This window comes from Agrobacterium larrymoorei (assembly GCF_013322225.1).
GTDB classification, from domain to species: Bacteria; Pseudomonadota; Alphaproteobacteria; order Rhizobiales; family Rhizobiaceae; genus Agrobacterium; species Agrobacterium larrymoorei_A.
Window position 1 is genome coordinate 64,810 of sequence record NZ_JAAMFB010000023.1, and the last position, 13,773, is coordinate 78,582.

Below are 13,773 nucleotides of genomic sequence, written 5' to 3' on the forward strand. Positions count from 1 at the left end.
AAAACGCTCTTGAAGGCAATACGCTCCATTGAACGCGCATTTAATAGGATCGACTTTGTCACACCCTTCCGGCAGCCCATCATCCCTTTCATCGGCAGCACTGTGGATCGAGCGTGAGAACGCATGCGCAATCAGAAGCGGCGAGCTGGCTGCACCCCGTAACGGCGAGGTTCTGGTGCGCAACGAGTATAGCGGGATCAGCCGAGGCACTGAAGCAACCGTCCTGCAGGGGCGCGTGCCAGCGAGCGAATATGCCCGTATGCGTGGGCCAAATATGGAGGGCGATTTTCCCTTCCCGGTAAAATACGGCTACGCATCGGTAGGAACCGTTGAGAGCGGGCCTGACGATATCAAAGGCAGGAAGGTCTTTTGTCTCCATCCCCATCAGGATCGCTTCGTCGTCGGTGCGGAACAGGTCCATCCGCTCCCTTCCGAACTGCCTCCAGAGAGAGCGGTTTTGGCAGCGAATATGGAGACTGCACTGAACATCGTATGGGACGCCAACATACAGCCCGGCGATAAGGTGGCGGTGTTCGGCGCTGGCGTCGTCGGTAGTCTTGTTGCCAATATCTCCAGCAGAATTGCAGGCACGGATACGGTTATCGTGGACAACAATCCGAGGCGGCGACGGCATGTCGAAGCATTAGGTCTTTCATTTGCAGAGCCCAACGACCTTGGCGGAGAATTCGATATCCTCATCAATGCGTCCGCCTCTCCCGAAGCATTGACCACGGCGATTTCATGCGCGGCTTTTGAGGCGAAAATCGTGGAAGCAAGCTGGTACGGTGATCGGAACGCTACCATACCACTCGGCGGCGCGTTCCACTCCCGGCGACTATCCATCGTCAGTTCGCAAGTCGGCTCGGTTCCCGCCGATCGGTCGCATCGCTGGAGTTTTCGACGGCGCATGTCGAAGGCGCTGGAGCTTCTGCTCGATCCAAGGCTCGATAATCTCATATCAGGCGAAACGAAATTCACTGATCTGCCGGAAGACTATCCACGTATTTTGAATGATCAGGATACGCTTTGTCATCGTGTCTACTACCCGTGAAGGAGAGCCAATGTTTGCAGTCGAGGTGAGAGACCACATCATGATCGCCCACAGTCTTCCTCGCCCGGTTTTCGGTCCCGCACAGGGCATGCACGGCGCAACCTTTGTCGTCGATGCGGCTTTTTTTACGAAAGAGGTGGATGAGAACGGTCTTGCTGTCGATATCGGCGCGGCGACCTCGGTTTTGTCCGAGGTTCTAAAGCCACTCAACTACAAGAATTTGGACGAGGTGGACGCCTTCAAGGGCAAAGTCAGTACGACTGAAGTTATAGCCAAACATATCTTCGATGAGCTGGCTGGAGCGGTTTTGGCAGGAAAACTCGGTGAAGGCGGACACCGGATCTGCAGATTGAAAGTCATGTTGCACGAGTCCCACGCCGCGCGCGGATGGTATGAGGCCGATCTTTGAGTGGCGATCTTTTCTTCGCCTACCCTGGCGACCTCGACCTCAAGACGGGTGGATATGGCTATGATCGAAAGATCATCGAGGGCTTGAGAAGTCTTGGATGGAACGTAACCCTCATTCCGCTCGGAGACGGCTTTCCTTTACCCGATGCCAATGTTCTGCAAAAGGCAGGTGAACTGTTATCCGCTCTGCCTGACCGCAGCCTCGTCATCATCGACGGCCTCGCGTTTGGTGTCATGGATGAATGGGCGCAAACAGAGGCGGATCGTCTCAGGATCATCGCTCTGGTCCATCATCCGCTTGCACTTGAGACCGGGCTGTCTGAGGCGGAGCAGGCGCGCTTAAGAAGAAGCGAGATCAGTGCCCTCAAATCTGTCAGACACACTATCGTCACCTCGGCATCGACCGCCGCCGAGCTTCTCGCCCATTACCAGCTCAACGAAGCGGATGTGACGGTTGCGCCTCCCGGTACGAGTAAGACAACAGGTGCCAGAAATAGCACCACAGCAACTCCACAGATTCTTTCCGTAGGTTCGCTTACCAAACGCAAAGGCCACGACATACTGATCGCGGCACTGGCGACGATAGCAGATCTGGAATGGCAGGCGACGATAGTAGGAAGCCCAGACCTGGACCCGACGACTGCCAACGAGCTAAAGCAGCAGATTTGTGACCTTGGGCTCGGCACCAGATTGACGCTTGCAGGTGAGATTAGTGACGTTGGTCAATTCTTTGCCAAAGCGGATGTTTTTGCGCTGGCCAGCAGGTATGAGGGCTACGGAATGGTTTTTGCCGAAGCGCTTGTCCACGGCCTGCCGATCGTAGCCTGTCGCGCGGGCGCTGTACCTGATGTGGTTCCAGCTGGAGCCGGGATGCTTGTAGCCGTTGACGATGTCGATGCGTTTGCCTCGGCACTCCGCAAACTTCTTACAGACAGGGATTATCGCCATAAGTGTTCGCAGGCATCCCGGGCAGCCGGAGCGCGCCTACCAGACTGGGAAGACACTTCCCTCATCATTTCACAAGCATTGAGCAATTTGTCATGAGTGGTTTCGACAAAAATTGGCTGGCGCTACGAGAGCCGGTGGATCGTGCGGCGCGATCAGAAACGGTTGCGGGCGAATTCGTATCGTTTCTGGAAAGCGCGGACGTGCCAAACACCGTTCTTGATATCGGTAGTGGAACGGGCTCTACTTACCGGACACTTTCAACGCGCCTCTCGCCAGACACTCGCTGGCGGCTTGTCGATTACGATGCGGTATTATTGGAAGAGGCCCGCCGCCGTATCAACCCGTCTGCACTTGTCGAGTTTCATCAACAGGACCTCAACGATTTCGATGACCGTCTATTGGATCGGGTGAGCGCCGTAACGGCATCTGCTCTCTTCGACCTGTGTTCAGCCGAATTTTGCGCCGCCTTTGTGAAGACATTGGCACGGAACGGAAATGCCCTATACGCGGCGCTAAATTACAACGGCACCATGGAGTGGACGATTTCGCATCCGCTTGACGAAGAGGTTGTAAAGGACTTCAACCAGCATCAAGTCTCCAACAAGGGCTTTGGCCCGGCGTTGGGACCAAAAGCCACCGACTATCTTGTGGAGACCTGCAAGGCCAATGGGTTTGAGTGCTTCACCGGAGACAGTCCCTGGAGAATGGATGGCGGCACAAGAGAGTTGCAATCCGCGTTCCTGAACGGGCTGAGAACACCGTTGAAAGAAGTGGGGCGCCTCTCAGACAAAGATTTCGAAGGGTGGCTTGATTTCAGGCTTTCACACATAGGCGTGGAAAGCAGCATCTGCACTGTCGGTCACACGGACCTGCTCTCCCTTCCGCGCCGTTGAAGCAGTTTCTGCTTTCAATCGACAATCGAATAGAATGTCCGTCCCAAGCGTGTACACTTCCGCCGCTGGACGGTGCGCGTTGCATAGTTCGGAGATTGGCGGCAATGTTATACCAGAGGGACCAGAGCCGATAATGAGTGGGGCGATTGCAACATGAAGATGATCGACCAGATCAGCCTCTATAAATCTCGAAATGGTTCTAGCGCCTCCCTCCACGAGCAGCTTGGCCAGCCCACGCTCCTCCAAACACGCTAAGATATCTTTCGGGTCTATTCCGCTTTCACCACGGCAAAGCCTCACAGTCTCTGCATTGTATTGCCTGACGGGAGCATCATTCCCTTGAATGACGATCACCGGCATTCCGTTGTCGTGGAAAAGGCTTTCGGTACCCGTCAATTCGCCACGACAGTCGATCACGACGCGAACCGGGCTAGGTCCGGCAACCTCGCGCACGGAGAGACGGGGATCATCGTTCTTGACGGTACCCACTCCTACGATGACGGCATCGACCAATGCTCGGCAGCGATGAAGGTGAGCAATGCCATCCGGCCCTGAGATATCCCGCGCATCCCCCGCTGGAGTGGCAACCCTCCCATCGAGCGACTGGCCAACCTGAGCCAGAACGAAACTTTTCCGGGCTGACGCAATCGGCCCATAAAGCAAGATGGCGGAGTCTGTTTCATTCTCTTGGAGCTTTTGTCCGTTGCGGACCGAAAGCAGTCTTGTCCAGAGCGTCTCGCTCATGTGAATGTTACGCATCGACGTCCCTGTCACAGCTTACAGCATTCGAAAAAGTGTGCGGTCTCGACGAATGACGTGATGAAATAGTACCGCCGCGATATGTAACGCGAATAATCCCAAAACGATCCATGCGCTCCAACCGTGTATCGCAGACAGAAGCGGCGCAAAATCTGGCGACTTTCCGATTGGGCTCCAAACCGGGACCAAACCGAACCACTGTAGCGGGAAGCCATGCGCGTTCGTCGCGAGAAACCCCGTAACAGGCATGAGGATAAGAAACATGTATAGAAGGCCGTGAACGATCCCCGCAGCAAGACGCTCAGCAGGCGAGCCATCGATAATCGGCACGGAAGCCGTCAGGCGCACTCCGACGCGAAGCAGCATCAGCCACAGAACCAGAAAGCCGAGACTTTCGTGCACAAGATAAAAATCCAGTTTCACGTCGTCTTTTGCAAAACCAATCATCAGACCAAGGGGCCATGTTGCAAGAACCAGTAATGCAATAAGCCAATGCAATATGCGCATGCGTGATGGATAGGTTTGCACGCTTTTCTCTTCGTCAAAAAACGACATCGAGACCTCCCATGGCGGCGATCAAGGCAAAGCCTCACCAAGCCTTGATGCCATGCAGGATGACCTATCTCATCATGTCTGTAAATTGGCCCTACACTTGCAAAGCGCTTCCGCCCGGACGAATAATCTTGCGATTGAATTCAGTGTCGGTAATGTCGCCTTGAAATCAGGTAGCTGCCGCCATCATGTCCGTTGTTTATCTTTTTATTCTGACGCTTATGGGAACGATCATCGTCGCGCCGACGAGCGGCAATGCGCAGCCTAGTGCCAACGGGCCTACAACTTCCACGCTTTCGAATGCGCACAAATTCGACGCCACGCGTTGCCGAGCAATAGCCGACCTCTCGTCAAAAAGCCTTCCAAGTTTCAGCTCCAAGGACAATGGCGAGTGGGAGTGCACCTATTTGCTCGAATATCCTGAAACGGGACATGCACCGTCGCTTTTTATCCAGATACGTGGCTTCGAACCAGGGCAATGGAAAAACTTCAGATTAAAACTGAATTTCGGATCACTATTATCCCGACAAGTTCTTGGAAAACGCGCCGCCAACCTCGTTTACATGCTTGTGGGTGAGCAGACACCGATCCGCCAGATGGACGCAACACTAGCGGAAGGCCGCGAGTTCGAACTTTCGTTTGAAGGGATAACACTTCGTTATAAGCGCGAACTCTTCGACACATCCCGCTTCAACCTTTTCGGAACAATCGCGCGCGATTGTGGATCTGCTTGCCCCTAGCGCTTCGTCGCAGGAACTCGCGAGCCAATCACAGAAGACAGACCGACATTCCGTACCAGATTGTGAGGATCGTCGGTTCAGCGCTTACCTGTTTCGCTGTATGTTAAATTGATAACAGTACTCTTCGCCACAGGACGATTTGGTGAGTTGAAAAGACATCCTCTCGAACAGATTCCAGTGAACCATTCAGCATTATGACACGGCCGAATGGAACGAATTTCCGCTCTTCCACGTATTGAAATGTCACAGCAAAAGCCTAATTGGCGCAAGACCACGACGATGCAGCTACCAGATTGCGATGGAGAAACATCTATGCATGGCAAACTTAATTCACCTCCTGCAAACAATCTGCTTCGGATGCTTTCAGGCTCCGATTTTGCCTTGATCGCGCCCCATCTGGAATATGTCGTGCTGCCGAAAGGCACGGTGCTCGCCAACCGGGACCAACCTATCGATGCGGTATATTTTCTCACATCGGGCATTGGCTCGGTGGTCATAACGACGCCTCAGGGCCGACGTGCTGAAGCGGGTATTTTCGGTTTTGACGGCTATATCCCAACATCTGCAATCACAGGATCGCGCATTAGTTCCCATGATGTCGCGGTACAGCTTGACGCAGAGGGCTACCAAATCAGCTTTGACGCATTTCGGACTTTGCTGGACCAGAGCAAGCCCTTCAGCGTCATCATGAACAGGTCCATGGAATGCTTTTCGGTTCAACTGGCGCACACGGCCGTGTCGAATGCGCTGCACGATATCAGCGTTCGTCTGGCTCGCTGGCTACTCATGTGCCAGGATCGCTCCAGAACGGAAGAAATGGCCATGACTCACGAGTTGATGGCCGTCCTGCTCGGCGTCCGGCGCCCGAGCGTCACGACAGCGCTCCATGTTCTCGAAGGAGAGGGGCTGATCAGGTCACTAAGAGGCAAGGTGGTGGTTCGGGATCGAGCGGCGCTTATCAACTTCGCCCGTGATGCATATGGACGCCCCGAAGCGGAATATCAGCGGATCATGAGCGGCCAGATTTAGGCCCGATCCTCACACCATTGCAGCAGATGCGGAACTTAGCCGCACATCGCTTGTTCGGACTTGCTCCCCAACAAACAGGAGCGTCTCATGTTCATGCGTATCGATCAGCTGCAGGCCGAACTTCCCCCGCCGAAAGCCGCCGACCCCAACGCCGCGGCAGCGCTGCAAGAATTGCTCGGCGGGAAGTACGGTGAAATGTCCACGCTTGGAAATTACATGTTTCAAAGCTTCAATTTTCGCTCCAAATCCAAACTTCGCCCTTTCTACAGCCTTGGTTGCCAGCATAACGGCGGAAGAGCTTGGCCATGTCGAACTCGTAAGTAACGGCGTCGCCATGCTCGCAAACGGACCCGATCAGCCAGACGGCGACGTTGGAGATGGCGGCGATATCTCCGGTGGTCCTTTTGAGGACATGAAAGACATTCGACTTGCAGCAAGCTTCCTGTCAGGTGCTGGTGGCGCGATGCCAGTCAACAGCAATGGCGCATCCTCGAACGATGATTTCATCACCACGACGGGAAATGTTGTGCTCGATCTCCTGCACAATTTCCACCTGGAATGTGGCGCGCGCCTGCACAAGCTTCGTGTCTATGAAACGGACAGATCCGACCGGACGTGCCGTTTGCGGTTATTTACTCGTCCGGGGCTCCGTCCATGCACATGCATATGCCCTGGCCCTAAAGAAAATCACAGGCGTAGAAATCGAGAAGTTTCTGCCCTGCCCCAACATTCCACTCGCGAATATTCCGGAGTGTCAGCAATATCTCGATGAAGGCTCCCACCGCCGCCTCTAAACCTGGAGCCCGAAGGACTACAAGGAAATGGCAGGCATCTGGAGCAACGACGAAGTCGCTCTGCCGGGTGATCCTCCGGGTAATCTCGAAGTGGTAGAGGGAATGCCGGAGGGCGGAAAAATTCATCAGCTCGTCGGTGTGCCTTCCGCTTTCACGCCGGACTACTCACCGGAAGAGATGTTCGAGATTGCTGAAAAGCTGTACAAAAAATCGCGATAAGACGGATATAGGGTCGATCTTGCCATATGCCGGATCGACCCCTTTTGCAATAAAATGAGGAACTCTCGTCAGTCAGCGCTGTTGGACGTCTAACAACCACAACAGGAGCTGAAGATGACCGATGACGTTCGCCGCCCCGCGCCGCCTTACTCAGACGAAAAGTTTCCGCCACCGGGCACCACTGCACAGATGCAGCCAAGGCCCGACCATGGTGAGGGCTCCTATAAGGGAGCGGGCAGACTTGAGGGAAAGGTTGCGCTTATTACCGGTGCCGATTCTGGAATTGGCAAAGCTGTCGCAATTGCCTTTGCGCGCGAAGGTGCGGATGTCGTTATTTCTTACCTCAACGAAGACGAGGACGCCAAGGATACGGTCAAATGGGTGGAGGATGCCGGGCGCAAGGCGATCGCGGTTTCCGGAGACATCACATCAGAAGATCACTGTAAGGCACTGGTGGAGCAAACGGTACAGGCTTTCGGGCGGATCGATGTGCTAGTGAATAATGCTGCTTTCCAGCGGACCTATGCCGACATCGGAGACATTTCTTCGCAAGAATGGAACGAGACTTTCAAAACAAATATCTATGCGCCGTTTTTCATTTCGAAAGCTGCGGTGCCGCATATGAGCGCCGGCAGCTCTATCATCAACACAGCGTCCATCCAGTCTCGAAAGCCTTCACCGCAATTGTTGGCGTATGCTTCCACCAAGGGCGCGATCTTGAACTTTACGGCCGGTCTTGCGGAAATGTTGGCGGACAAGGGCATCAGGGTCAACGCGGTCGCGCCGGGGCCGATATGGACGCCCCTCATCCCTTCGACCATGCCTGCCGAAAAGACGAAGAATTTCGGCAAGCAGACATTGATAGGACGAGCAGGTCAACCGGCAGAGCTCGCAGGTGCCTACGTTCTGCTGGCGTCGGATCTTGGCAGCTACATGACCGGGGCAGTCGTTCCCGTCACTGGCGGCGAATTGATGATCTGATCTCGTTAGCCGATGGAACCGCTTGTTGAGACCAGCGGTTCCTCTTTCTTTAGAGAGGTTGGAAACATCATGCAGAACGACAAGACTATTGCCGACAATATGCCTGTGAGAACGGATCTCGGTCTCGTCACGGGAAATAACTCGGTGGAAAGCCGGGCACAGCGGGAAGATGCGGACGCCATCGCAACCGCAACGGAGCCTGGAGAGATACTCAACATCTATCGCTTGATCCCCGTCGCTCGAGAAGATGATCCGCGCCGGGATAAATCGCCTTTGTGGCAAGAAGTCATTGTCGCGGCGCGGACGACAGGTGACGCGCGGATAGTGGCAGCAGGCGCCGAGGTGGACTTTACTGACGTTGATGCACTGCCCGCCGAGGACGTCTCCACGACGTTCGCCAGCATGTTTCGGGATGAGAAAGCCTACACAGTTGTGGAAGTAGAGCATGGTCGTACAGGTTTGCGACGGGGAGTGATCTCCGGCTCCATTCCGCCCGATACGATAAAATCAACACAGATCTGATCTATCAAAGATAGTTTCGGTTATCGGTAGGGGTCCGGAACTCCGACCACGTTGGCTTGTTTACCGGACGAACGAACAAGACGGAGTTACGAACATGTCTGCATCGCAATCCCCCTCGCCTGCTGTCTCCTCGCTGCATCATGAGCAGGCGCGCCAGCGAACCGATGACGCTCCTCTCGAAGAAGCCTTGAAGGACACCTTCCCGGCGTCTGACCCAGTTTCGCAGGCGTCTACCACAACCGCAACAACTACTACTAATCACGACGTGCAGAGCGAAGATGCGCCAATGCCGAAGGTTGATGAGGCTCTGGAAGCGGTAAGAGCCAGGCACGCGACGGACGAGAAAGAATATTCGATAGATGAGATCAAGGCCATGCGCGCCGAAGTCAAGTCGCTGCTTACCTCCGCTCAGGAGTTGGCGTCCGCATCCGGGCAAATTGCCCGAACGGAAATTCGATCGGTACGGCATAATCTCGCTTATCGTGTCAGGAAACACCCGCTGCCTGCAGTCGGTCTTGCTGCCCTTGTTGGATATCTTTGGGGTCTGAGCCGTTAATCAAGACAGTTTTTTGCGTATGAGAGGGGGCACGATGCCTACGAGATTCAGGTTCGAATTGTTGGCCAAGGCGGGCTATGCTGCGAGAGGCGTAGTGTTCGTGCTGATAGCAGGGTTGGCCTTGTTTTCCGGGGTATCAGGTAGCACGCCGGAGACAAAATCTGCCGTTTCCTACCTCCTTGATCAGCCACTCGGACGCGTATGGGTGGGGCTGATCGGTTTCGGCCTTCTCGGGTTTGTCGCCTGGCGCATCGCACAATCGCTCGCGGATGCCGATGGACATGGCCGTGACGGAAAAGCAATACTTATCCGCAGCGCCCTTTTGGGCAGCGCGATAACCTATGTCGGTCTCGCTAGTTATGCATTGGGACTAGCCTTCCACCAGAGCGGCGGTGAAAGCGGTTCGGGCGAAAAAGGACTGGCTGGCTGGATCATGTCTCAGCCGTTTGGCTCCTATCTGGCGATCATGGTGGGGCTTGGCTTCATCGTGGGCGGCGGCGTCACCGCAATGAAAGGGGTAAAAAGAAAATTCGAAAAGTATGTGACGGTTCCCCAGGGTAATAGTTTTCTGACTTACCTTTGCATGTATGGTCTCGTCGCGCGCGGCGTCGTATTTGGTATTACCGGCGTGCTTTTTACCTATGCAGGTTATCGTGTCGACCCGCAGCAGGCTGGCAGCATGGCAGATGCACTCGAATGGCTGCACCAGCTTCCCTTCGGCTCGGCACTCTACACCATCGTCGCGATAGGCCTCGCAGCGTTTGGTGCCTATAACCTCATCGCTGCCCGCTACCGCACCATTCGAGGACCGAAAATCTCCCATTTCAAACAGGAAATGTCATCGGTCGGTAGGCTAGGCAAGCTTGGGAGAAGCTGAGCCCAAGTTCGGAAACCGAAACACAATTCGAGTTCGCGGGATTTGCCTGCCGGTCGCGGAGCGACATTGCTTCTTTTTGAAGATCTTCTGCACTTGATTCTGAAATAGATCGCACGTTAGTTCTTGGCGAAGGCAATTGCGGCGTGTTGTTCTGCTGTTTGATTGCTTCGAGGGACACTAGCGCATCGCAGGTCGGAGGAGCGGCGAATGCGCGATCATTATAAGGCTCAATGATGAAGATTGGATCGCCGAAAGAAATTTACGCGGGAGAGGCACGTGTCGCTCTGACGCCGGACAGCGCGTCACAACTGCAAAAACTTGGTCACGCTTGTCTTATCGAAACAGGGGCAGGTCGTGCAGCCGGATTCTCCGACGATGCATATCGTGCGGCAGGTGTTTCTGTGGTGGAGAACGCCGCTCAGCTTTACGCCGAGGCAGACGTCGTCGCGAAAGTGCGTCCGCCCGAACCATCGGAACTTGCACAGTTGCCGACTACCAAGACGCTGATTTCCTTTTTCTATCCTGCTCAGAACGCGGCTCTGCTGGAGCAGGCAAAAGCGCTCGGAACCAATGTCATCGCCATGGATATGGTGCCGCGTATTTCGCGCGCGCAGAAGATGGATGCCTTGTCGTCCATGGCCAATATTGCCGGGTATCGCGCAGTCATCGAGGCTGGCAACAACTTCGGCCGTTTCTTTACCGGACAGGTCACGGCTGCGGGCAAGGTGCCGCCCGCCAAAGTGTTGGTCATTGGTGCAGGTGTGGCCGGTCTTGCCGCGATCGGCACGGCAACCTCGCTTGGTGCCATCACCTATGCTTTCGACGTCCGCCCGGAAGTGGCCGAGCAGATCGAGTCCATGGGTGCGGAATTCGTATTCCTCGATTTTGCCGATCAGAGCCAAGACGGAGCCGCAACGGGTGGTTACGCCGCACCGTCATCGCCGGAGTTCCGTGAAAAGCAATTGGCGAAGTTCCGCGAGCTTGCACCTGAGATCGACATCGTCATTACAACGGCACTTATCCCGGGTCGCGATGCTCCCAAGCTTTGGCTTGCCGATATGGTTGAGATGATGAAGCCAGGCTCGGTGATCATCGATCTCGCCGCAGAGCGTGGCGGCAACTGCGATCTGACGGTCGCAGATCAGCGCGTCGTTTCAGATAACGGCGTCGTCGTCATCGGCTACACGGATTTCCCCAGTCGGATGGCCGCGCAGGCGTCGACCCTTTATGCCACCAACATACGCCACATGGTCAGTGACCTGACACCCGCCAAGGACGGTGTGATCGCCCATAACATGGAAGACGATGTCATTCGTGGCGCGACAGTTTCCTATCAAGGCGAAATCACTTATCCACCTCCAGCGCCGAAGATACAGGCCATTGCCGCTGCAAAGCCAAAGGAAAAGATCAAGGAATTGACCGCGGAGGAAAGGCGTGCTCAGGAGATCGCAGCATTCAAAGCCCAAACCAAGAACCAGGGCATATTGCTTGCCGTAGGCACGGCACTTCTGCTGCTCATCGGCGCGTGGGCGCCGGCTAGCTTCATGAGCCACTTTGTGGTCTTCGTGCTGGCGTGCTTCATCGGTTTCCAGGTCATCTGGAATGTTTCTCACTCACTGCACACCCCGCTCATGGCCGTGACGAACGCCATTTCAGGCATCGTTATTCTTGGCGCGCTACTTCAGATCGGCTCAGGTAACTGGCTCGTCGTCGTGTTAGCCGCGCTGTCGGTTCTGCTCGCTACGATCAACATCGTCGGCGGCTTTCTTGTCACACGTCGCATGCTCGCCATGTTCCAGAAGTCCTGATCGGGTGGGATGTTCACTATGACAATTGGTATCGTTTCGGCAGCCTACATCTCTGCCGCTGTTCTTTTCATCCTCTCGCTCGGTGGCCTTTCGGGTCAGGAAAGCGCAAAGCGCGCCGTGTGGTACGGCATCGTCGGCATGGCACTCGCCGTCATCGCAACTGTGTTCGGTCCAGGCGTCGGCGTCGGCTTCATCGTCTTCTTGATGATCGCGGGTGGATCCGTCCTTGGCTATTATGTTGCAAACCGCGTGCAGATGACGGAAATGCCGCAGCTCGTGGCAGCCCTGCACTCCTTCGTCGGCCTTGCCGCCGTCTTCATCGGCTTCAATGCACATATCGAAGCGGCGGACGTGGCAACCATGGACGAGACGGCAAAGGCTGCTCTTTCCGGCTTTGCAGCAATCCTCGCCCACAAGACGCCGGTTGAACTCGCTATTATGAAGGTCGAAGTTTTCCTCGGCGTCTTTATTGGTGCGGTGACTTTCACGGGCTCCGTCGTCGCCTTTGGCAAAGTTGCCGGAAAGCTGGATGGCAAGGCGACAAAGCTTCCGGGCGGACACTTCCTCAATGCCGGAGCGGCAATTCTCTCACTTACCCTGCTTCTGATGTACGTCAATGGCGCTGGTGTCTGGACGCTTCTGCTGATGACGCTGCTGGCGCTCTTCATCGGATACCATCTGATCATGGGCATTGGCGGCGCGGATATGCCGGTGGTGGTGTCGATGCTCAACAGCTATTCCGGCTGGGCCGCAGCAGCCATCGGCTTTACGCTCGGTAACGATCTCCTCATCGTCACCGGCGCACTGGTCGGCTCGTCCGGTGCGATCCTGTCCTACATCATGTGCAAGGCGATGAACCGCTCCTTCATCTCGGTTATTCTCGGCGGCTTTGGCGGCACGACGGGCCCTGCGATGGAGATTTCCGGTGAGCAGATTGCCATCGATGCCGATGGCGTGGCCTCAGCGCTCAACGATGCGGATAGTGTCGTCATCGTTCCCGGCTACGGCATGGCGGTGGCGCAAGCCCAGCAATCCGTTTCAGAACTGACGCGCAAGCTGCGGGCAGCGGGCAAGACTGTTCGCTTCGCCATCCACCCCGTTGCGGGCCGCCTGCCCGGTCATATGAACGTGCTTCTGGCCGAGGCCAAAGTGCCTTACGACATCGTTCTCGAAATGGACGAAATCAATGACGACTTTCCGGAAACCGATGTCGTCATCGTCATCGGCTCCAACGATATCGTTAACCCCGCGGCGCAGGAAGACCCCAACTCACCCATCGCAGGCATGCCGGTTCTGGAAGTGTGGAAGGCCCGCCAGGTTTTCGTATCCAAGCGCGGTCAGGGCACAGGCTATTCTGGCATCGAAAATCCGCTATTCTACAAGGACAATACGCGGATGTTCTACGGTGACGCAAAGAAGTCGATTGACGGTTTGCTGCCCTTGATCAAGTAGCGGCTGATAATCGGCATGATGAAACGCGGTGATCGATTACGTTGACCATCGCTTTCCTTGCCGGTTGAAGCCCAACTACAACGGACTGTCGTAAATGACACTCGCCTGTCATAAACGGGCTATAGTTGCTTGACCAACAGCAGCCGGGCCAGCGAATCGCTGACCACCAGCGCGGAGTTGGTAT

Annotated in this window: 14 protein-coding genes and 1 pseudogene; 13 read left to right on the forward strand and 2 right to left on the reverse strand. The window is 55.4% G+C overall.

What is annotated here, in order from left to right; all coding sequences use genetic code 11:
- The first annotated feature begins 55 nt into the window (after nt 1-55).
- From G6L28_RS15025 to G6L28_RS15040, 4 genes are read left to right on the forward strand one after another with little or no spacing between them, the layout of a single operon-like run.
- A complete protein-coding gene (locus G6L28_RS15025) occupies nt 56-1,051 on the forward strand; it encodes a zinc-dependent alcohol dehydrogenase (RefSeq protein ID WP_234902592.1) in 996 nt (331 codons plus the stop codon).
- A 10-nt stretch (nt 1,052-1,061) separates the two neighbouring features.
- Entirely contained in the window at nt 1,062-1,460 is a 399-nt protein-coding gene (locus tag G6L28_RS15030; protein WP_174064639.1) for a 6-pyruvoyl trahydropterin synthase family protein, read from the forward strand.
- On the forward strand, nt 1,457-2,503 hold the full coding sequence (locus G6L28_RS15035; protein WP_174064640.1) for a glycosyltransferase family 4 protein: 1,047 nt from the start codon (nt 1,457-1,459) through the stop codon (nt 2,501-2,503). Before G6L28_RS15030 ends, G6L28_RS15035 begins: the two co-directional genes overlap by 4 nt.
- Entirely contained in the window at nt 2,500-3,300 is an 801-nt protein-coding gene (locus tag G6L28_RS15040; protein WP_174064641.1) for a class I SAM-dependent methyltransferase, read from the forward strand. The genes G6L28_RS15035 and G6L28_RS15040 overlap by 4 nt, the downstream gene beginning before the upstream one ends.
- Here the strand turns inward: G6L28_RS15040 and G6L28_RS15045 are convergent.
- A complete protein-coding gene (locus tag G6L28_RS15045) occupies nt 3,229-4,059 on the reverse strand; it encodes a RibD family protein (RefSeq protein ID WP_174064642.1) in 831 nt (276 codons plus the stop codon). The two genes, G6L28_RS15040 and G6L28_RS15045, sit on opposite strands and share 72 nt — an antisense overlap.
- Nucleotides 4,060-4,077: 18 nt before the next feature.
- A complete protein-coding gene (locus tag G6L28_RS15050) occupies nt 4,078-4,614 on the reverse strand; it encodes a cytochrome b (protein WP_174064643.1) in 537 nt (178 codons plus the stop codon).
- 218 nt (nt 4,615-4,832) lie between these two features.
- On the opposite strand from G6L28_RS15050, the gene G6L28_RS15055 reads away from it, so the two are divergent.
- The 9 genes and pseudogenes from G6L28_RS15055 to G6L28_RS15095 all read left to right on the forward strand — a co-directional run bounded on the left by G6L28_RS15055 (nt 4,833) and on the right by G6L28_RS15095 (nt 13,589).
- Complete coding sequence (locus G6L28_RS15055; protein WP_174064644.1) at nt 4,833-5,351, forward strand: DUF6030 family protein; 519 nt, start codon at nt 4,833-4,835, stop codon at nt 5,349-5,351.
- Nucleotides 5,352-5,663: 312 nt separating this feature from the next.
- Nucleotides 5,664-6,380, forward strand: coding sequence for a Crp/Fnr family transcriptional regulator (locus G6L28_RS15060; protein ID WP_174064692.1), 717 nt, complete (start codon nt 5,664-5,666; stop codon nt 6,378-6,380).
- A gap of 87 nt (nt 6,381-6,467) precedes the next feature.
- A pseudogene (locus G6L28_RS15065) lies at nt 6,468-7,393 on the forward strand (manganese catalase family protein).
- Between the two features lie 114 nt (nt 7,394-7,507).
- Nucleotides 7,508-8,374, forward strand: a complete 867-nt coding sequence (locus G6L28_RS15070; protein ID WP_174064645.1) for a glucose 1-dehydrogenase — start codon at nt 7,508-7,510, stop codon at nt 8,372-8,374.
- Nucleotides 8,375-8,443: 69 nt separating this feature from the next.
- Nucleotides 8,444-8,896, forward strand: coding sequence for a hypothetical protein (locus tag G6L28_RS15075; protein WP_174064646.1), 453 nt, complete (start codon nt 8,444-8,446; stop codon nt 8,894-8,896).
- 94 nt (nt 8,897-8,990) lie between these two features.
- Entirely contained in the window at nt 8,991-9,452 is a 462-nt protein-coding gene (locus G6L28_RS15080) for a hypothetical protein (RefSeq protein WP_174064647.1), read from the forward strand.
- Nucleotides 9,453-9,486: 34 nt separating this feature from the next.
- Entirely contained in the window at nt 9,487-10,329 is an 843-nt protein-coding gene (locus tag G6L28_RS15085; RefSeq protein ID WP_174064648.1) for a DUF1206 domain-containing protein, read from the forward strand.
- Nucleotides 10,330-10,562: 233 nt separating this feature from the next.
- Nucleotides 10,563-12,137 (forward strand): Re/Si-specific NAD(P)(+) transhydrogenase subunit alpha, encoded by a 1,575-nt coding sequence (locus tag G6L28_RS15090; RefSeq protein WP_174064693.1) that lies wholly within the window; start codon nt 10,563-10,565, stop codon nt 12,135-12,137.
- Between the two features lie 18 nt (nt 12,138-12,155).
- Nucleotides 12,156-13,589 carry an NAD(P)(+) transhydrogenase (Re/Si-specific) subunit beta gene (locus tag G6L28_RS15095; RefSeq protein ID WP_174064649.1) on the forward strand — a complete coding sequence of 478 codons (1,434 nt, stop codon included), beginning with the start codon at nt 12,156-12,158 and terminating at the stop codon, nt 13,587-13,589.
- Nucleotides 13,590-13,773: the final 184 nt, after the last annotated feature.